Genomic DNA, 19,414 nt, shown 5'->3' with positions numbered 1-19,414 from the left:
ATTCAGTAAAAAACTCGGAGTATTTTTTGAATGTCATTCCGGTGCTTGACACTAGAATCCAGTTTTTCGTATAATTTTATTAAAATATGTTGTGCTTACTTGCTATGCGCTGGAGTGTTTATGCGCTTATGTGAAAGATTTTGAAACCAAATGATAAAGGTATGAAAGGCCTATACATCAAAACTTATGGCTGCCAGATGAACGTTTATGACTCCATTTTAATGGAAAATATAATCAAACCGCTGGGGTTTAGTGTGGTTGGCGATGCAGAAAAAGCCGATTTGGTGATACTAAATACTTGTCACATTCGAGAGAAGGCTGCAGAAAAACTTTATTCGGAGCTCGGAAAGATTCATTCATCACAAAAAAATAAAGACACTACTATAGTAGTAGCTGGATGTGTAGCGCAAGCAGAAGGAGAAGAAGTGTTCAGGAGAGCTCCATTTGTAGATATTGTTGTTGGCCCACAGAGTATCGCTACTTTGCCGGAACTAATAGTCAAAGCAAGCAGAAGCAAAGGTCATGCAATAAACACCGATTTTCCTGAGGTTGCAAAGTTTGATAAATTGCCAGATGAATGTTATGGTAACAGTCAAGGATCTTCCGCATTTCTTTCCATACAAGAGGGCTGTGACAAGTTTTGTACATTTTGTGTAGTGCCTTACACTCGTGGAGCTGAGTATTCACGGCCAGTAAATGAAATATTTCGTGAAGCGCTAAAATTAGTTGAAAACGGAGCAAAGGAAATTAATTTACTTGGCCAAAATGTTAATGCTTATCATGGAGAATGTGAAGGGGAAGTTTGGGATTTAGGAAAATTGATTAGTCATATTGCTAAAATTGAAAAATTAGAGAGAATCCGCTATACAACTTCTCATCCAAGAGATATGCATGAATCTCTCTACTTAGCACATGCAGAAGAGCCAAAACTTATGCCATTTATTCACCTACCTGTGCAGTCGGGTTCGAATAAAATATTGCGCGCGATGAACAGGAAACATACTGCAGAGGAGTATTTGGAAATAATAGCAAGATTGCGTAATTTGAAGCCTGAAATTGAATTTTCTTCTGACTTTATTGTTGGTTTTCCTGGGGAAACTGAAAAAGATTTTGAAGAAACTGTGAAATTAGTGGAACAAGTAAGGTACGCTCAGGCTTATAGTTTTAAATATAGCCCAAGACCGGGTACACCAGGAGCAGAAAGAAAGGATCAAATACCGGAAGAGGTGAAAACAGAACGTCTTCTCCGTTTACAGAAAGTAATTAGTACGCAACAACTTGAGTTCAATCAGAATATGGTAGGTAAAACTATACCTGTTTTGTTTGGCGCTAAAAAAGGTAAACACCAAAACCAAATTATTGGTAAAAGCCCATATATGCAATCAGTTTGCATTAATGATCATGAAGGTAAATATAGAAACAAAATAGTGAATGTGAAAGTATTGGAAGCTTGGCAAAATAGCTTGCTTGGGTGTAGTGCGTAGCAGTATCTCTGGAACCATACATCAACTATATAGGTATGCAATAAACTATCAATTTTAAGTTTGATTGAGCATAGCTTAAACAGTGAAGATTTTTAATAGCTTGCCAAATAGAATTAGCATCTTCTGCACCTATCTTTACTTATATTTTTTTTTGTGTAGGCTATTGTTGACCTCTCTATCAGATGTTTCTAGTATGAATTAATAGGAGTAGCTTATGAAAAACGAAGAAAAAAAACAAATACAAGAATATGAAGGTGGCTGTCTCTGTGATAACACTACTTTTATAGCCAGAGGTGAGCCTAGTAACCCACATCTATGTTCATGTACTATATGTCGAAAATCGTCTGGTGCACCAACTATTGCTTGGGTTGAATTTCCCTCAAAAAACTTTGAATGGACTAAAAGTCAACCTAGTTTGTACCGATCTTCAGAAAGAGCGCAGCGTTACTTTTGCAAACAATGCGGTAGCCTTCTTGGTGTTATTGCTGAGGGATACGAAAATATTATAATAACTATAGCATCTTTGAAAGATCCTAATGTAATAGTGCCAAATGAAAACCATAGTTACAAGGAAAGTGCACCTTCGTGGTGGGGAGTTCATATTAAAAGGTAGGAAAAAAAGATATTAATAAGGTTTTTGCCAAATGCTTTAATACGATACCTTGTGATGATAAGGTTGTTTATACTATTGCCCAATCTGGTGCTTTTCTGCCCTTTTCCCATTTGGCAAACCTCATTTTTTCCTGTAGGTAATATTCTCTATAGGCTTTTATGGGGTTGCTACATTTGTATCGATCAGGCAGCGCCTGTACAAAGGGTTGCATATCAGCTGATTGAAAAATGAGCAAGTCCTTATTACTGTCACACCAATCTATCACTTCCTCTGATTTATGTTTTCTTTTATATCGCCAAGTATACTCTTTGCACAATTCTTTTCCGTACTCTATCAGCCAATAAAAATTCCCTTTCGACTTTCTGGCCCATAAAGAACAAGGATGACTATTATGAGTAAGTTTATATGGAACTGTTATATTCTGATCTGTGATACTGACAAAAAGATTTGGTACTTTTAATGCTGTTGAAAAAACATTACTCAATAATTGAGCGGTCTCGAGTGGCATTTTTACTATATGCTTATCACATAACATTTGTGCTGCAATGACTGGGTTTTCATCTAATACAAAGATATTCATCTAGGCATTCAAAGATAAAATCAGCTTAAGTTTTTGATTTAATCAGCTGTAAAGTCAGTATACATAATCCCTCCTTCGTATCAAACAAATATTAGTGTATGTTTGTATCTGTTTAGGAACGTGGCTAATGTGCGAATATTGAAGCAAAAGTGGTGTCATCCAAGTAGCCTCTACGATGTCATCCCAGTGCCCTTTTTTTGTCATCCCAGTACTTGATACTGGGATCCACTCTTTTTTCACTGGATTCCAGCGTCACGCGCTGGAATGACAGGGTTGTGGATGTCATCTGAATGGTCCAGCGATGTCATCCCAGTACTTGATACCGGGATCCATTCTTTTTTTTTCACTAGATTCCAGCGTCATGCGCTGGAATGACACCCTTTGATGAACATACGAAACCTCTTATTTTCGATTTTGCGTAGAAATGAAAATAAGCCTGGATTCCAGCGTCACGCGCTGGAATGACACCCTTCGATGAACATACTAAACCTCTTATTTTCGATTCTGCGTAAAAATGAAAATAAGGCTTATCTTAGCTTCCACTAATTAGGCGAACATAATTTCTTTCTGATATGCAAGAATGATTTGCATCTTTCTAAAATAAAAATTCACAAAACTCTATCATAGCTTGTGAGAGTTGGAGTTTACAGATAATCAAAGATAAAAGTGTTCTTAAAGAAAAGATATTTTTGGCCGTTTTTCTGCTACAATCTTACACAATTAGATACTTCATCAAGTTCTGCTGTCAACTTTTCAATACTGACTTGATTGAGTTTACTTAATGCTTTACCAGAACTTATATCAGACCTAACTGTTGTTAACACATCTATTGCTGTTGCAATGCTTAATATTTTTACATCTCCTGTAGATTCGAACATTATCAATGGAATGACGGCTGCTGCCATTCTTGCCGTATCATTATAGAAAAAATCTTGAAAATACTTATTGTTATCTAGTTTATTGCCTGTCAAATACTCAGTAATTTTATTACCAAAATACTTGGATGCCAGTAGAGAACCAAGACGCATAAACTTTACTATAGTAGCAAAGTAAAACACTGGATCTTCATACCAACCTATATCCTGCTTTCTATAATTAAAACACATATACTCAGCAATAAGCGTAGAAGATGCAAAAAAGTAAGTTGCCCTCTCCCAAATTTGAAGTTTTGATATTTGTCTTTTTTCTTTATTGGAAACAATACTTTCAAAGTTCGCGATTTCTGTGCCAGTAAGCGTTTCGTATATTCTTTTAAGATCACACTTTTTATTTTCCTCAATTCTTTTATACAGTAAGTAAAAAATACGATTAACATGTTGATTATTTATTGCACTATCACCTGTAAGTATTCTGTCATACACGAAGTTTCTTAATTCACAGTTCACAAAACTTGCAACCTTGCTTTGTTCTTCTACTATACCAGTAGGGGTAAACCAACGCATTGCACTCCACCTTAATATTAGATCTTTAGTGTCATCTTGAACTAGGTCAATAGGTTGTAATAAAAGGTTACCAATCCATCTAAACATGCCAGCACATACGTATACCATCCCATTAGAAAAGGTAGGAATGTTTTTATCCAAAAGTTGAACATCAGCAACTCTACTGGTTGTAATGTTGTAGGCACCATTTGCTTTTTTACCCTCAAAGACATAATTGCGGATATCTCTTGCCTTTTTCGCTGAGAATATGATTTGTGGGCAAGACACAACAATTTGCAACATAGCAAGAATAGTGCTAGGTAAAGCAACTAACTTATACCATGCTTCGTTATGCTCATCGTCTTTTGCATATCTTGCACATGTTATAGCAGCTATATAAGCAACATAGGTAGCTGCTATTTTCCCAGAATGTTTACTTACTTTATCTGATATTTGTAATAATTTATCAATATATCTGTGTTCAGAACTGAACTTTTTGCTTGCATCCTGTATATTTGAAGGTCCTGTAAAATTCTTAAGTTCGCGAGAAAAAATTAAGCAACGACTTTTTTCCTCTTGATAATTGTTTTGCGCAGATAAACTCGAGTCCTTTGCACAGACTATTGCTTTAGCCAGATAACGAAACAAAAAATATTTCTCAGTCAGAGGATATGCTATATCTTCTAATGTCTTTGCTTTTTCTATAATGTGCTCTTTCTCTTCATCATCATGCCCTTCGAGTAATTTCTCGGCTACAGACTGAAATTCACTAAATTCTGTTGCTTTCTCAAGCTCTAAATTATTCTGAGTAGCATTAAATGATTGAAAATATCCTCCTAATTTTTCTTTTAGTTTTTGTTCCAAAAATTCATCTACATAGTTAGGTACTCTTCCGTCATTATCATTGCTGTTGACTATCTCTTTTAACCCTTGTGCTAATAAGATGTTCTTTTCCTCTATGGGTACTGTATTACGTACAAAGCACTCCTTTAGTGCACCACCGAAGTTAATAGTCACTAAACATTTAAAAACATTCCAAAGCCTATGCGTTACAGTCTGTTTGTTATTATATAAGTTAAATAACTTTCTTATTGACTCCACATCTTTATCATGCACAAGGGCGACCTATATATTACACTAAATTCCTCTACAATAGTCCACTTCCTAGCCTAAGAAGATTTCATTCTATAATCTAAACTAGCTTAAACTACATTAAACTGGCGTAATCTTGAACCCAATTTCTTAAAACTTTTTGAACTAATTGAGAATGGATTACGCATATCTTATATAAGATCTTTTGGGCAAAAAACAAGCGAATCTTGCATATGTATTATAGACTCTTATAAAATTACACCCTCCACGGACTTTTGAATTGCTTTAGCTATAAGCATTAAGAAATTTACTAAGCGAGAAAAAAGGCAAAAGAAGCCCTGGTCAATATTTATTTTCAGTATTGGCGTTTTTATGCCTTAAACGCTGCAATTTAGCTGCTTTTGAAAGCAACTAGTTTAAGCTATAATATTTAAGAAATTTACCAGACAGAGAAAAAAGACAATAAAACCCCGAGGTAGCTAGTTATTCCACTCTCTATTTTAAAATCCGGCGTTGGGTGCTGTCTTAAACGACTTATAAGCGTGTTTCAGCTTGTATAGGGAAAAAACTAGAAGTCTAGGTAAAATTAATAAAGACATAAGGTGCACATAGTGCAAAAAATTAAACATAAGACGCCAACCGTGATACTTTCGTCGTTTAATCTGCACAGATTGAAGCTAAATGAATAGCTCCAATGTAATAAAGGTAACAGCGAAGGTTGTCAAGTAAATTTTGTATTTAATCCGTTTCTATTCTACTTGGATGACATTGAAAATAGGGTTACTTCGTACAATTACCTAGATATTCCCTGCTCCCTGGCTTAGTTATAGGCAGTTGTTTCAGTTCCTCAGGAAGCTCTTCTTCGCTATAATTTTTAATGTTAAGCTCAAGCAAAGATATAATAGGAAAAGGCAATTTTGCTTCACTATTCCTCTTGATTAGAGCAGCTTCAGCAACGACTTTACCCCCCTTCCCTTCTGCACATTCTACTGCTTCTAGTGAGGATTTACCCGTGGTTATCACATCTTCAATCAGTAATATTTTCTCACCCTTTTTGATCTCAAATCCGCGGCGCAGTTCAAACTCGCCATTAACGCGCTCGCAAAACATCGTCCTGATTCCAAGCTGCCTGCCAATCTCGTAACCCACGATTATTCCACCAATTGCGGGAGATAGTATTAAATCTATTGGGCTACTTATTTCCTTTTTTATCTTGTGTGCCAGTAGTTTACAAACTTTCATGGCTCTGCTTGGATTCTCAAAAATCTTAGCGCATTGTATATATGTATCGCTATGTAGCCCAGAGGATAAAACAAAATGCCCGTGCAAAATCGCTCCTGCCTCCTCAAATTCCTTTATTATTGGGTTACCTTTATCTAATGTCATTTTTTAAATTTCATCCTTATATTCTTTGTTAATAATTTGAGTTACGCAAACATCAGACCATACGTTTATCGCAGTTTCACACATGTCAATGATCGTGTAAATAGGCAAAATCAGTCCCATAATATACAAAGGAACGTTCATCGATACAAGATAACTAGTTGCCATAAAATAGCACCCCATCGGCACTCCAGCGTTACCAATTGCAGCTCCTGTAGCTAAAAAAATCCATATAAACATTTCGCTTAAGGAAAATGTGTGTCCATTCATCTCTGCAACAAACATTACTGTGATCAGAATAAACGCAGCACATGCGTTCATATTGATCGTTGTGCATATCGGTAAGATAAAAGACGATAATTTTTTTGGCACCTTCAGCTTATTTTGCACGCAGTTTATAGTTGTTGGCAGTGTTGCACTGGATGATTTAGAAAAAAACGCAAGCGTGAGTGCTGGCATTACTCCCTTCAGTGTTTGAATTGGCGATATGCCTTTATACCACATAAGTAGCGGTAAAACCAGAAACGCTTGCACGAAATTTGCAGACATTATGCAGGTAAAATACCACAATAGGCTATAAAATTCGCTACCACTTTTTAATTCGTGCAGAAAACATGTAATAAAAGACCATACAGCAAGTGGAATGAACTTTAGTAACCCTTGGGCGATTTTAAGTAACGTGTCGAAAAGTGCAGAAAACACCTGATGTAATATATCCTGTTTTTCTTTTGAAAGTGAAATGACAGCTCCACCCATTAAAAAAGCGATCAATACGCTACCAATAACGTTATTTTCAAGAAAGACTTGTACAAAATTTGAAGGAATGAGTGATTTCAAGTATGCAAAGTAATTATGGTTGCCGTCATTCACACTTTCTATCGCATTACTTATGAAGTTTTTTCTTACTGGATCTATTAGCAGATAAAACGATAATGCAACAAATGCAGCTATAATGGTTGTAAGCAGCGTATAAAATAATGTTTTCTTAACTAAGGTTTTAATTGCAATTGAGTCTTTAAGCCCTGAAATTGTGGACACTATAGATAGGAAAACCAAAGGTAAACTGATTAGTTTGAGCAAACTGATGAATATATCACTAAATAGCTTTGCTACTTCAAATATCACTTCATTGTTTAAATAGTAAGCACCTATTGCAAGCAGTATAGAAAAAAGTATCGCAAGCTTATGCATTAGAAATAAAACCTCAAAATGATATTATACAGCAATTTTGCTATTTTGGAACCAGGTTGATAGGCAAAATAACTTGACAAACAATTAATAATAAAATATTATTTTATTATTAAACATCTTAAAGGAGAATCATGAGTAGGGAAACACTTGAAGTAATAACATTTTTTGCGGGAGTAACATTAGCAGTAGGTGGGACAATAGGGTGTATTACAGGTCTTATTGGTTCTGCTCTAGGTTTTACAGCTTTTTTGCCCATTGTTTTAGGCAGCGCCATTATCGCCTCTGCAGCATTATCCTCTACATTAATTTTTTGGTTACTTTTCACGTTATATCAAGCAGGTCACGAAGAGCTACTTGGGTCATGGAGCTTATCACATATTTCTAGCATAGCAATTGGAGTTGGCCTTGCTGCATCTGTGAATACAGTTTCCCTTGGTGCGATGTCAACAATTGGAATAGGTATAATAATAGGAATTGGTATACCACTTTTAGCTTGTGTTGCAGGAGAATTTATAAAGGCTACAGTTGAAGTAGTAAAAGAACACTTTTCTTCGCAGGAAAAGAATGACAATTGCACTACAAGTGACCCTAATGTCAATGGACGACAACCTAGTAATACTCTTGAATCGGTTGATCCTTCAGAAATTAAAGGTGAAGATAAGAATTTAGTGGCTGCTAAAACTTAAAGCACCAACTTCTTCGGATCCACACACAACTCTATTAGAAGTTTTGTGACTGTAATTGCAGAGAACATTGAGCATAAGATGCCTATTGACAAAGTAACAGAGAAGCCTCTGATTGCTCCGCTGCCAATGGCAAACATTATCCCAGCAGCAATTAGTGTGGTGAGATTTGAATCAAGGATTGTCTTTATTGCGTTTTTAAAACCCTCTTCAATGGCACGGACTGTTCTTTTTCCTAACTTCATTTCCTCACGAATGCGTTCAAATATCAAAACGTTTGCATCAACCGACATACCAACAGTCAGCGCAATACCAGCAATTCCCGGTAGAGTAAGAGTTGCTTCAAGTAGAGTGAGGATTAACAATATGGAAATTACATTAAAAAGCAGTGCAACAGAGGCTAATATGCCTAACTTGCCGTAAGTAACAATTATAAATAAAGCAACAGCTACGATAGAGATCATCGCTGCTATTTCTCCTGCTTTTATTGACTCTTCTCCCAGACTTGGGCCAATATTTTTCTCTTCTATTATTTTAAGTGGTGCTGGCAGTGCCCCAGATTTTAAAAGTATTGCAAGCTCACTTGCTTGTTTTTCAGTGAAATTGCCACTAATTTCTCCCTCTCCATTTAAAATTGGTTCACGTATTGTTGGTACAGTTAAAACTGTGTTATCGAGAATAATTGCAAAGGGTTTTCCCACGTTTTCTTTAGTAATTTTTGCAAATCTTTTACTCGCTATGCTGTCAAATTTAAAATGTACTGAGGGTTTTCCTAGTTGACCAAATCTAACTGATGCATTAACTAACGAATCACCGCCTATTTCAGTTTTGCGGAATATTGGATAAGAGTTACCTAAAGAATCCTTGAGTATGACGGTAGTTTCGTGGTCTATATCCTGCATTTTAGCGACATTAGTGTTTGCCAAATGGAAAGCTAGCTTAGCAGTTTTACCAAGCAGAGATTTTATTTGTTCAGTGTCTTCTACTCCAGGCACTTGGACTAATATCTTATCCTGTCCTTGTTTTTGCACACTTACTTCCTTTGTGCCAAGCTTATCCAAACGCCTTTGGACATTACTTATCGACTCTGAAACTACTTCATTGATTAGGGAACTTTTATAATGAGGCTTATATGAAATGAAAATCGAAGCATCTTTCCTATTTAGCTCTAAATTTGGGTTTATTTTATGGACTAACGTTGAAACTTTCTTATGGTCATCGATATTATTCAAAGTTACAACCACTTGTTTGTTACCTTCTACGCTAGATTGAATGTTTTTTGTTGGCAGACTTTCTCTTATCTCGTCAGCTAACATACTCAGTTTTTCTTTAAAGTAAGAATCCAAATCTACGTTAAGAAGCAGAGATGACCCACCTTTCAGGTCAAGCCCCAAGTTTATTCGCTTTTTTGAAACAAGAAGCTTATTATCGAAGAAATTCGGTAATATTATATATAAAGCAAGTAAAAGGATGGACAGCACCGAAAAAGATTTGATTATAAGCCTATTACGCATAAGTTGTAGGTTTAAAGTTATAGTGTAAGTTAAAAATGGATTTTTGTAAATTTCCTATTGCCTACCGTCTTCCCTGGTGCCAAAATGGTATGCTTCCCACATTAACCCCCCTTCTTCAGAAGCTTTTCGCCTCTTTGCATACTCAGGATCTATGTAATTTTTACCTTGCGTTGCTTTATGAATAATGCTTAAAATTCCATCTTCTTCGGATCAAAACAAATATTAACATATGTTTTTGTATTAATCAGGTTACAGTGAACTGAGGTAGCAAGTTTATATATAACATACACAAATCTTGACTTCTCATATTTAAAAAGTACAACTCTATTAATCTTTAATAGGAGGAGCTACACTTTTGCTTCAATATTCGCAAATTAACTACGTTCCTGAATAGACACCAAAGCTTTGAATCTAAACACAACCTCAACTCGCACCTAAAAAGGTGCGAAGTAGGAGGCTATTATGTCTAATAGCCACATATTATTTGGCTAATAAAAGATTTGCAAATGTTTTTTCAATTAACTATGGAAAAAATTTGTCTGCGTGAGAATTTTTCATAGCATTCAACGTATCATAATCTGTAAAATCTAATTTTATTGGTGTGATAGTGATAAATCCTTCTTTGATTTTGCCTACACTGCCACTACCTGAGTGCTCTCGCGACCAATTTAAACTTAAAGAGCCATCGAAATTTTCAGTGAAAGTTAAGTCTCCATCAATGTTATATTCGCCTTGCTCAGCAAATTCTACTCCTTTCACTTTCTCTGTAGCAGGAAAATTTACGCTCATTGCTATATTTTTAGGCCAGCCAATTTCAACTAGTTTAGCGATAATCTTGGGTGCAAAAACCTTTGTATTGTGCCAGTGTATCATACCATTATGATACACCTGACTTAGCGCAATAGAAGGTATAGATCTTGCAGCGCTTTCCATTACAGCACCAATTGTTCCTGAATAACAAACGTCATCTCCAACGTTTGAACCAATATTTACTCCAGATAGTACTAAATCTGGCTTTTTATTCATAATTTTATTCAGTGCAATAATAACACAATCTGCAGGGGTACCAGATACACTAAACTCCCTTTCACCACGTTGATTTACTCTAATAGATTGTCTTATTGGGTAATCAAGAGATCTTGCTGCCCCACTCCTGTCAGTATCTGGTGCCACTACCCATATTTCTGATGCAAAATTTTGCGCAACTTCTTTGAGTAATTTTATTCCTTCACTTTCAAAACCATCATCGTTTGTTATTAATATTATCATACAAAATTTATACAGCTCCAAAGTTATGATAAATAATTCTGGTCACTGGTTGCAAATAAATCTATCGCTTTTACCTACTTGCAATACTTCTCTTGATTTTTTAGTACTTTACCTCTACCATACATTGAATTTACAAAAATTCACGGCTTGACGGAAAAACTAATCTGACTTCATATTTATGCACTAGTTCCTATGTTCAAAGAGATATGACTAATTTAGAAGATTTGCGACGAGAACTTGCTGAATTGCAAATGAAGATGAGTTATCATGATGTCTTGTATCATCAAAAAAATAAGCCGGAAATTACCGATGCTGAATATGATGAGCTGAAGCGAAAGGCAGCTGAAATAGAAGCACAACTTCCAGAAACTGATGTAACACAAAATGGCGTTGGTGCTGCACCTGATGAAAGATTTTCCAAAGTGGAACATCAGGAACCTATGCTTTCCCTTGAGAACGCTTATGATGAGGAAGGTGTAGAGAGATTTTTATCTAAGATAAAGAGGTTTTTAATTGAGGATGAAATAGAGATATTATGTGAGCCAAAAATTGATGGGTTGTCGTTTTCTGCAATTTATGAGGATGGAAGATTCGTTAGAGCCGCAACTCGAGGTGACGGTTTCATAGGAGAAGATGTCACTCATAATGTTGCAACAATAAAAGGCTTTCCTAGAGTTTTGCCTGGTGTAAAAGGCAGATTAGAAGTAAGAGGTGAAATATATATCAGTAACAGCGACTTTTTAAAGTTAAATGAAAACAATGAGTTTGCCAATCCTAGAAATGCGGCTGCTGGTTCTCTGAAACAGTTGGATGCGAACGTTACGGCAAGTAGACCACTTAGATATTTTGCTTATTCTTTGATTGGCGGAACGGAAAAAAGCCAAAGTGAAGTACTAGAGAGGCTTGAGGAACTTGGCTTTTGCGTAAATGAGCATCGGTTCTTAACAAGCAGTTTGAATGGAATGCTGAAGTTCTATAACGAGATCTATGATTGTCGCTATAACTTGGATTATGATATTGATGGAATAGTCTACAAAGTCAATGATTTGGTGCTGCAAAATCGCCTAGGAAGTACCCATAAAGCACCGCGCTCAGCGCTTGCATACAAATTTTCTGCAGTTTATGCAAAGACAAAGTTAAATAAAATATTTATACAGGTGGGTAGAACGGGAGTTTTAACTCCAGTCGCAGATTTAGTTCCAGTCAATATTGGTGGAGTGCTAGTCAGTAGAGCAAGCCTGCATAACCAAGATGAGATAAAACGTAAAGACATAAGAGAAGGAGATGTTGTAACAATCAAAAGGGCAGGAGATGTGATTCCTCAGATTGTCAGAGTAGATAAAGGCTCTCGTCATACGGATGCACCTGAATTTGTATTTCCTGAAGTATGCCCTGAATGCGGTAGTAAAGTACAGATTGAGGGAGTAGCAATAAGGTGCCCTGAGGAATTTACCTGCAGAGCTCAAATAATAGAAAAACTGAAACATTTTGTATCGAAAGATGCATTTGACATTGTTGGCCTTGGTGAAAAGCAGATAAAGTTTTTTTATGACCTTGGTTTAGTAAAGCAAATCCCAGATATTTTTACCTTAGAAGAAAAATTAAATGAATTCAATCTGGAAGAACAGTCTGGCTGGGGCGAAAAATCAATAACTAATTTATTAAATGCTATACAAAGTAGAAAGGTAATAACTCTAGATAGGTTTATATTTTCCTTGGGTATTAGATTTATTGGCCAAGTTGCAGCAGCATTGCTTGTAAATTATTATGTCTCTTATGATAATTGGTATAGTTCGATGATCAAACTGTTATCAGATGATGCTGAGATAGATGGCGCAGAGAAGAAAGCAGCCAAATCTTTTAGTGATGAGCTAGTAGGTATAGATGGCATAGGAGACAAAGCGGCTAAATCTTTGGAATCATTTTTTTCTAAGGAACACAACACCAAAATGTTGAAGGATCTTACTGATTATCTTCAAATTCTGCCTGTCAGCTCCAACTCTAGCGATTCTATTTTGAATAATAAAGTTATAGTGTTTACCGGCAAACTACTTACTATGAGTAGAGGAGAGGCAAAAGTAAGAGCCAAAGCTCTAGGAGCAAAAGTTAGTTCAAATCTTTCTGCTAAAACTGACTACCTAGTTTCAGGAGAAAAACCAGGAACTAAATACAAAAAAGCAGTGGAATTAGGTGTAAAAATTTTGGATGAAGAGCAGTGGTATAGCATGATAAGTTAGGAAGTGCTGAATAATATATTATCCATGTCCTTTGGGCAGTACACAAATTCTTATATCTCTTGACATCTAACAAGTCTATGAATAGCCTAGAATAGTTTTGTGTTAACTTAGGAGTTATTATAACGTTCGTTCAATTGCTTAATAAAGAATTAGATGATTTACATTTATTGAAACATCAGTTTTATCAGTCCTGGAATGAAGGAAACTTGAGTCTTGAAGCTCTACAGGTTTACGCTAAGGAATATTATCATCATGTTGCCGCATTTCCTCGCTATATCAGTAGTATACATTCTTTGTGCCCAAATCTGAAAATGCGACAAGTTTTGCTTGGTAATTTAGTGGAGGAAGAGCAAGGTGATGAGAACCATCCAGAGCTATGGCAACGTTTTGCTGAAGGGCTTGGTGTCTCACGGTCCGATCTTCGTGAAGATGCGCAAATCAAGGAGACACAAGAATTGGTTGATGGTTACTTTGATATTGTACGGTCAGGCTTTGCAATGGGTCTTGGGGCTCTTCATGCTTATGAACGTCAAACCCCTGAGGTTTCTAAATCTAAAATTGATGGTCTCAAAAAACACTATTCAATAAATGATGAGCGCTCCCTCCAATTCTTTACTGTTCACATGCATGCTGATGAGTGGCATTCTGAGGAATGCGCAAACCTTATTGCGGATTTAAATGAAGAAGAACAAGGGAAAGTTATGCAAGGTGCTAAAAAAGGAGCAAAGCTTTTATGGGGTTTTCTTGATGGAATGATGAACGCATATGCACATTGCTGAGGGGGTTTTCATCAATAAAGGGGGAAAATTTCTCTTGAGTAATTCGGTAAACTTCGGAAACATGTGGGTTTTTGTAAGCTAGATAAGTATAAAGATGGGACTAGGTACAAAACCGTTATGTAACCTCCTTATCCAGGATTTACGGCTTTGGGTTCATTTAGGCTGTAGTACGGAAGAGAAGTTTCATTCCCAATTAGTGAGTATTAATGTTGATTTTATCTTTAAGTCTCCTCCTGTAGGATTTATAACTGATCGGCTTGAGGATACTGTTTGCTATCTGGAAGTAGTGCAGAGTATAAAATCGCTTGCTCAAAGCAAGCAATTCAATTTAATCGAGCATTTCACTCATGATGTATATATAACCATTAGTAACCTTTTAATGCAGAAAAGGCATATTATTTCTTCTATAAGAGTGACTGCTCACAAAGTTGCACCACCCGTTCCCGATGTGCATGGGGGTGTTCTCTTTACCTATAGCAATGCACTGCAAGAGCAGGAAGATACCTAATGATTTATATTTCTATTGGCTCAAATATAGGAAATCGCCTTTCTAATTTACAAAAAGCTGCTCAACTACTAAAGGAGCATTATTTTAAAGACCTAAAATTTTCGATTGTCTTAGAAACTAAAGCTATTTTACCAAATGGTGCCCCAACTGAGTGGAACAAGCCATTTCTTAATATGGTTGTGTATGGAAGCTGTCTTGCTTCTCCCGAAGAGCTATTAAAAGGTCTAAAACAAATCGAATGTGACATTGGTCGTCCACAGATTCATGAAAAGTGGGCACCTCGTATTATCGACTTGGATATTTTATTATGGGATGATCTAACGCTCGATGCACCCTACCTTAAAATTCCTCACCCAGAATTGTTGAACAGACCATTTTTGCTTCACTTGATGGCAATGCTCAACCCCATGGGTAATATTCCAACAACCAACAAGACGTTTGGTACTGTTGTTCACAACACTCCTAGCGTTCAAGACTGCTTTTTAAAAAGTTTTATGCTTTCACCAGAGCTTGTGGGAATTGTCAACGTCACTCCTGATTCATTTTCAGATGGTGGTCTTTATTATGATGTAGACCAAGCAACTAAGCAGGCATTGCAACTGGTATCAGATGGTGCAAGCGTAGTTGATCTTGGTGCTCAATCAACAAGGCCTGGGTCTTCGATGCAGACCCCAGAGGAAGAATATGCACGGTTAAAACCAGTACTTGATAATCTCAGTCATTATATGAAAGCTGGCGATATTAAAGTCAGTATTGATAGTTTCTGGCCGGATGTTATTTTAAAAGCTTTGGAATATTATAACATTGCTTGGATAAACGATGTTAAAGGAGATCTAGATGATAATACCCTAAAAGCAATTGCTAGCGCTGGGTGTAGCATCGTTATTATGCATTCACTCTCTATACCACCACATAAGGACAACATTATTCCAGGTAACACTGACCCCATCAATACCATAAATCACTGGGCAGAGAAAAGTATTGATAGATTACTAGCTCTAGGTTTTTATAAAAGCTCAATAATTATTGATCCTGGTATAGGTTTTGGAAAATCCCTATATCAGAATATCTGGATTTTGCGCAATATAGAAGCATTGCAAAGTTTCGGCTGCAAGGTTCTAGTTGGTCATTCTAGAAAGTCATTCATTTCTTCTTTTTCTTTAGAACCTGCCTTTAACCGAGATTTAGAAACAATTTCTACGTCGTCTGTATTACACAATAAGGTTGATTTCCTTCGAGTGCATAATGTGCGCGATCACATGAGATTTTTTGTAGCCCAAGCTACTTTACAGGGATGATGATTATCGGAGTTATGGCTGTTGATCCTCATGGGGTGATTGGAATAAATAATGGATTGCCCTGGTACTACCCAAGTGAGCTGGAGCATTTTCGCCAGGTGACCGACAAACAAGTTATTGTTATGGGAAGAAAGACATTCGAAGCAATACCTCAAAACATATTGAAGGATCGTGTTCCTGTTGTTTTTTCTCGTAACAAGCTAAGTTCTTGTTTTAATAGAGGTATAAAATGCACTATTGTTTCTTCTATGCAAGAGTTTCTATCAATTCAAAATAGTTGGAATTACTCCAAAATCTTCATGATTGGTGGAGCGCAGATAGCGCACCTTTTTTTAGAACATGATCTAATCTCAGAATTTATCATAACAGAAATTCACAAACCTTATAAAGGTGATGTATATTTCAACTTAGCACTTCTTGATAGGTGGAATAAAACTATTCTCACAAAAACGCAAGATTACACTATATGTAGATTAATACGTTAAATATGCATGTCGAAGCAATTTACACCCACCGCGTTGAATGCGGTGAAGCATTAGAGAAGATTCTTGATCGCTATGTTTCGAAGTTGCTTACAGAGGAGGTTGTGCTTGCTATCACATCAAAAATCATTTCCATTTGCCAAAAGCAAGTAGTTCACAAAACTGCCTGCTCTAAAGAGGAGCTGATTAAAAAAGAAGCTGATGCGATTGTTGATACAGATTGTAATCTTTGCGGTATCTATTTGACAATTAAAGATAATATCTTAATTCCATCTGCCGGCATTGATGAATCAAATGGTGATAAAGTGTATATCCTGCACCCAAAAAATGTTCAAAAAACAGCTATATTAGTATGGAACCACCTCAGAACAAAACACCGCATAAAACATCTTGGTGTTTTGATTACAGATAGTAATATAACACCTATGCGCCTTGGAGTTACAGGAATTGCTCTTGGTTGGTGTGGATTTAAGCCGCTTTATTCTTATATAGGCAAGCCAGATCTTTATAGTAGGCCACTCCAGGCAACACAAATCAATCTTCTTGATGCGCTAGCAACATCTGCTGTTTTAGTCATGGGAGAAGGGGCAGAACAAACACCAATGGCAATTATTAGAAATGTACCAAGGATTCGCTTTCTTACCCGCTTGCCAACTATAGAAGAGGAAAAAAGTGTAAAAATATCTATGGAAGATGACCTTTACTCTCCTCTCCTTATGGGAGCCCAATGGTTGAAGAACAAGAAATAAATTTAAAAAATTTGCAAAGCTAAATCATATAACCTGACTTTTTCTTCTATGTCATGCATTATGCCTTTTGCATAACCTGCTTTCCGATTTTGCGTCAAAACTTGCTTGCACTTTTCCAAAGTATTCTGCAGATGTATTTCTTCTAAAATTCCTTACCAAAAATTGGTTACGCAGAAGGTCTTTTATTAAATCTTTCAATAATATTCCTAATTTCTGCAGCTTTTTCGAACTCTAGGTTTTCAGCACACTTTAACATCTGCTCATTCAACCTTTTTAAATCAGCGTTACTAATATTGACATCCTCCTCAGTCACTACTTTATCTTGTAAAGCATTTGATACAGGCTTTATTATAGTTTTCGGTGTAATGTTATGCAGCGTATTATATTCTTGTTGTTTCTTTCTTCTTCTTTCAGTTTCTTTCAACGCACGGTCCAAAGAACCGGTCATTTTATCCGCATATAAAATTACCCTACCCTCAGCATTACGTGCAGCACGACCTATCGTCTGAATGAGTGAAGTCTCCGATCGTAAAAATCCTTCCTTATCAGCGTCTAAAATTGCAACCAATCCACACTCTGGAATATCAAGACCCTCTCTCAGTAAGTTAACGCCAACTAACACATCAATTTCCTTTGACCTTAACTTACATATAATGTCAATTCTCTCAAGCGCGCCAATGTCTGAATGCAAATAACTTACTTTTATATTTGACTCACTCATATGCTCAGCTAGCTTTTCAGCCATTTTTTTTGTCAATGTGGTAATTAGAACACAAAATCCCTTCTTTATTGTCAGTTGCGTTTCATGAATTACATCATCAACCTGATTTTCTGTTGGTTTTATAATACAAATTGGGTCTATCAACCCTGTTGGGCGAATAACTTGTTCTATAAATACGTTACTGGTTTTTTCCAACTCATACTTTCCGGGAGTGGCAGAAATGAAAATAGTTTGTGGCCGCACTGCTTCCCACTCTTCAAATTTTAATGGACGGTTATCAAAAGCAGAAGGTAACCTGAAACCGTAATCAATCAATTTTTTTTTACGTGCCTCATTACCGCTATACATTGCACCAATCTGAGGAACAGTGACATGGCTTTCATCGACAAATAAAATTACATCCTTAGGTAAATACTCAAACAAAGTAGGTGGTGGATCTCCGGCTTCCATTTCGTAGAGATAACGCGAATAATTTTCAATGCCTTTACACATCCCTGTTGCTAACATCATTTCAATATCAAAGTTGGTACGCTGCTCAAGGCGTTTTGCCTCAACAATCTTGTTCTGTGAATAGTAATAATCCAAACGTTCATGCAATTCCTTTTTGATTTGTTGTACTGTTTGTAGCAGAGTCTCACGTGATGTAATGTGGTAGCTGTTTGGAAAAATGGTAATTTTATCTATGCGCTTGATAACATTGCCGGTCATGGCATTAATCTCAGAAATTCCTTCTATCTCATCGCCAAACAGCGATAGACGCCAAGCTTTGTTTTCATAATAGGCAGGAAATATATCAATAATATCGCCACGTACTCTGAAATATCCCCGCTCAAATTTGATATCAGAGCGTTTGTATTGGAGATCAGCTAAATTACTTAGGAAATCATTAATACGAATTTTATCTCCAACGTTTAAGGATATAGTCACATTAATGTAGCTTTCGGGTGAACCAAGACCATATATACAAGAAACACTGGCAACTACAATTGTATCCCTGCGCTCCAAAAGGGAGCAGACAGCAGAATAACGCAGCATATCAATTCTTTCGTTGATTAAAGAGTCTTTTTCAATATAAGTATCAGTTTGTGGTGAGTACGCTTCAGGCTGGTAATAATCATAATAAGAAATGAAGTATCCGACAGCATTATAGGGAAAAAATCCTCTCATCTCCTCATAAAGCTGTGCTGCTAGAGTTTTATTATGTGCCATAATTAATGCTGGTCTGTTCGTTCTTGCAATAACATTTGCCATAGTGAAAGTTTTTCCAGAGCCAGTAACTCCAAGTAAAACCTGATCTCTTTTGTTGCTATTTAGTCCTGCAACTAAACTCTCAATCGCCTGTGGCTGATCTCCAGATGGTTTAAAATGTGTGACAATTTGAAACTCCATAGTTCTTACACTTTCATAATA

Annotated in this window: 19 protein-coding genes; 9 read left to right on the top strand and 10 right to left on the bottom strand. The window is 36.4% G+C overall.

Annotation, left to right across the window (positions count from 1 at the left end):
* Positions 1 to 161 precede the first annotated feature (161 nt).
* Both miaB and HF196_RS04010 read left to right on the top strand, forming a co-directional pair.
* Positions 162 to 1,484 carry a tRNA (N6-isopentenyl adenosine(37)-C2)-methylthiotransferase MiaB gene (gene miaB / locus HF196_RS04015; RefSeq protein WP_168456290.1) on the top strand — a complete coding sequence of 441 codons (1,323 nt, stop codon included), beginning with the start codon at positions 162 to 164 and terminating at the stop codon, positions 1,482 to 1,484.
* 214 nt (positions 1,485 to 1,698) lie between these two features.
* Positions 1,699 to 2,097, top strand: a complete 399-nt coding sequence (locus HF196_RS04010) for a GFA family protein (protein WP_168455921.1) — start codon at positions 1,699 to 1,701, stop codon at positions 2,095 to 2,097.
* A 67-nt stretch (positions 2,098 to 2,164) separates the two neighbouring features.
* Here the strand turns inward: HF196_RS04010 and HF196_RS04005 are convergent, their stop codons facing one another.
* The 6 genes from HF196_RS04005 to HF196_RS03985 form a co-directional block, all read right to left on the bottom strand.
* Positions 2,165 to 2,677 (bottom strand): pyrimidine dimer DNA glycosylase/endonuclease V, encoded by a 513-nt coding sequence (locus tag HF196_RS04005; RefSeq protein ID WP_168455920.1) that lies wholly within the window; start codon positions 2,675 to 2,677, stop codon positions 2,165 to 2,167.
* 54 nt (positions 2,678 to 2,731) lie between these two features.
* Positions 2,732 to 2,917 (bottom strand): hypothetical protein, encoded by a 186-nt coding sequence (locus HF196_RS04000; RefSeq protein ID WP_168455919.1) that lies wholly within the window; start codon positions 2,915 to 2,917, stop codon positions 2,732 to 2,734.
* Positions 2,914 to 3,024: a WPE palindromic element domain-containing protein gene (locus tag HF196_RS06020; protein ID WP_256359370.1), complete on the bottom strand. Its 111-nt coding sequence runs from the start codon at positions 3,022 to 3,024 to the stop codon at positions 2,914 to 2,916. The genes HF196_RS04000 and HF196_RS06020 overlap by 4 nt, the downstream gene beginning before the upstream one ends.
* A gap of 357 nt (positions 3,025 to 3,381) precedes the next feature.
* Positions 3,382 to 5,214, bottom strand: a complete 1,833-nt coding sequence (locus HF196_RS03995) for a hypothetical protein (RefSeq protein WP_168455918.1) — start codon at positions 5,212 to 5,214, stop codon at positions 3,382 to 3,384.
* A 756-nt stretch (positions 5,215 to 5,970) separates the two neighbouring features.
* Positions 5,971 to 6,576: an orotate phosphoribosyltransferase gene (gene pyrE, locus HF196_RS03990; protein WP_168455917.1), complete on the bottom strand. Its 606-nt coding sequence runs from the start codon at positions 6,574 to 6,576 to the stop codon at positions 5,971 to 5,973.
* A 3-nt stretch (positions 6,577 to 6,579) separates the two neighbouring features.
* Complete coding sequence (locus HF196_RS03985) at positions 6,580 to 7,764, bottom strand: dicarboxylate/amino acid:cation symporter (protein ID WP_168455916.1); 1,185 nt, start codon at positions 7,762 to 7,764, stop codon at positions 6,580 to 6,582.
* Between the two features lie 131 nt (positions 7,765 to 7,895).
* Between HF196_RS03985 and HF196_RS03980 the strand changes: the two genes are divergently transcribed.
* Positions 7,896 to 8,450, top strand: coding sequence for a hypothetical protein (locus HF196_RS03980; RefSeq protein WP_168455915.1), 555 nt, complete (start codon positions 7,896 to 7,898; stop codon positions 8,448 to 8,450).
* Here HF196_RS03980 and secD read toward each other — a convergent pair.
* The 3 genes from secD to surE form a co-directional block, all read right to left on the bottom strand.
* On the bottom strand, positions 8,447 to 9,961 hold the full coding sequence (gene secD / locus HF196_RS03975; RefSeq protein ID WP_168455914.1) for a protein translocase subunit SecD: 1,515 nt from the start codon (positions 9,959 to 9,961) through the stop codon (positions 8,447 to 8,449). The genes HF196_RS03980 and secD overlap by 4 nt on opposite strands.
* A gap of 54 nt (positions 9,962 to 10,015) precedes the next feature.
* A complete protein-coding gene (locus HF196_RS03970) occupies positions 10,016 to 10,156 on the bottom strand; it encodes a GH25 family lysozyme (protein ID WP_168456289.1) in 141 nt (46 codons plus the stop codon).
* Between the two features lie 327 nt (positions 10,157 to 10,483).
* Positions 10,484 to 11,230: a 5'/3'-nucleotidase SurE gene (gene surE / locus HF196_RS03965; RefSeq protein WP_168455913.1), complete on the bottom strand. Its 747-nt coding sequence runs from the start codon at positions 11,228 to 11,230 to the stop codon at positions 10,484 to 10,486.
* A gap of 206 nt (positions 11,231 to 11,436) precedes the next feature.
* Here surE and ligA point away from each other — a divergent pair, with 206 nt between their 5' ends.
* The 6 genes from ligA to HF196_RS03935 all read left to right on the top strand — a co-directional run bounded on the left by ligA (position 11,437) and on the right by HF196_RS03935 (position 17,283).
* The gene (gene ligA / locus HF196_RS03960; RefSeq protein ID WP_168455912.1) at positions 11,437 to 13,467 is read left to right on the top strand and encodes an NAD-dependent DNA ligase LigA; all 2,031 of its coding nucleotides are present in this window, start codon (positions 11,437 to 11,439) and stop codon (positions 13,465 to 13,467) included.
* 119 nt (positions 13,468 to 13,586) lie between these two features.
* Positions 13,587 to 14,246 carry a CADD family putative folate metabolism protein gene (locus HF196_RS03955; protein WP_168456288.1) on the top strand — a complete coding sequence of 220 codons (660 nt, stop codon included), beginning with the start codon at positions 13,587 to 13,589 and terminating at the stop codon, positions 14,244 to 14,246.
* A 94-nt stretch (positions 14,247 to 14,340) separates the two neighbouring features.
* Complete coding sequence (locus tag HF196_RS03950) at positions 14,341 to 14,754, top strand: dihydroneopterin aldolase (protein ID WP_168455911.1); 414 nt, start codon at positions 14,341 to 14,343, stop codon at positions 14,752 to 14,754.
* Entirely contained in the window at positions 14,754 to 16,052 is a 1,299-nt protein-coding gene (folP, locus tag HF196_RS03945) for a dihydropteroate synthase (protein ID WP_168455910.1), read from the top strand. The genes HF196_RS03950 and folP overlap by 1 nt, the downstream gene beginning before the upstream one ends.
* Positions 16,049 to 16,537 carry a dihydrofolate reductase gene (locus HF196_RS03940; protein ID WP_168455909.1) on the top strand — a complete coding sequence of 163 codons (489 nt, stop codon included), beginning with the start codon at positions 16,049 to 16,051 and terminating at the stop codon, positions 16,535 to 16,537. Before folP ends, HF196_RS03940 begins: the two co-directional genes overlap by 4 nt.
* 2 nt (positions 16,538 to 16,539) lie before the next feature.
* Positions 16,540 to 17,283, top strand: a complete 744-nt coding sequence (locus tag HF196_RS03935) for a putative folate metabolism gamma-glutamate ligase (RefSeq protein ID WP_168455908.1) — start codon at positions 16,540 to 16,542, stop codon at positions 17,281 to 17,283.
* Between the two features lie 166 nt (positions 17,284 to 17,449).
* Here HF196_RS03935 and uvrB read toward each other — a convergent pair whose 3' ends face one another.
* Complete coding sequence (gene uvrB, locus HF196_RS03930) at positions 17,450 to 19,393, bottom strand: excinuclease ABC subunit UvrB (protein ID WP_168455907.1); 1,944 nt, start codon at positions 19,391 to 19,393, stop codon at positions 17,450 to 17,452.
* Positions 19,394 to 19,414 lie beyond the last annotated feature (21 nt).

It is taken from the genome of Wolbachia endosymbiont of Ctenocephalides felis wCfeJ (assembly GCF_012277315.1).
GTDB lineage: Bacteria > Pseudomonadota > Alphaproteobacteria > Rickettsiales > Anaplasmataceae > Wolbachia.
This window is presented reverse-complemented; position numbering and strand designations above follow the sequence as displayed.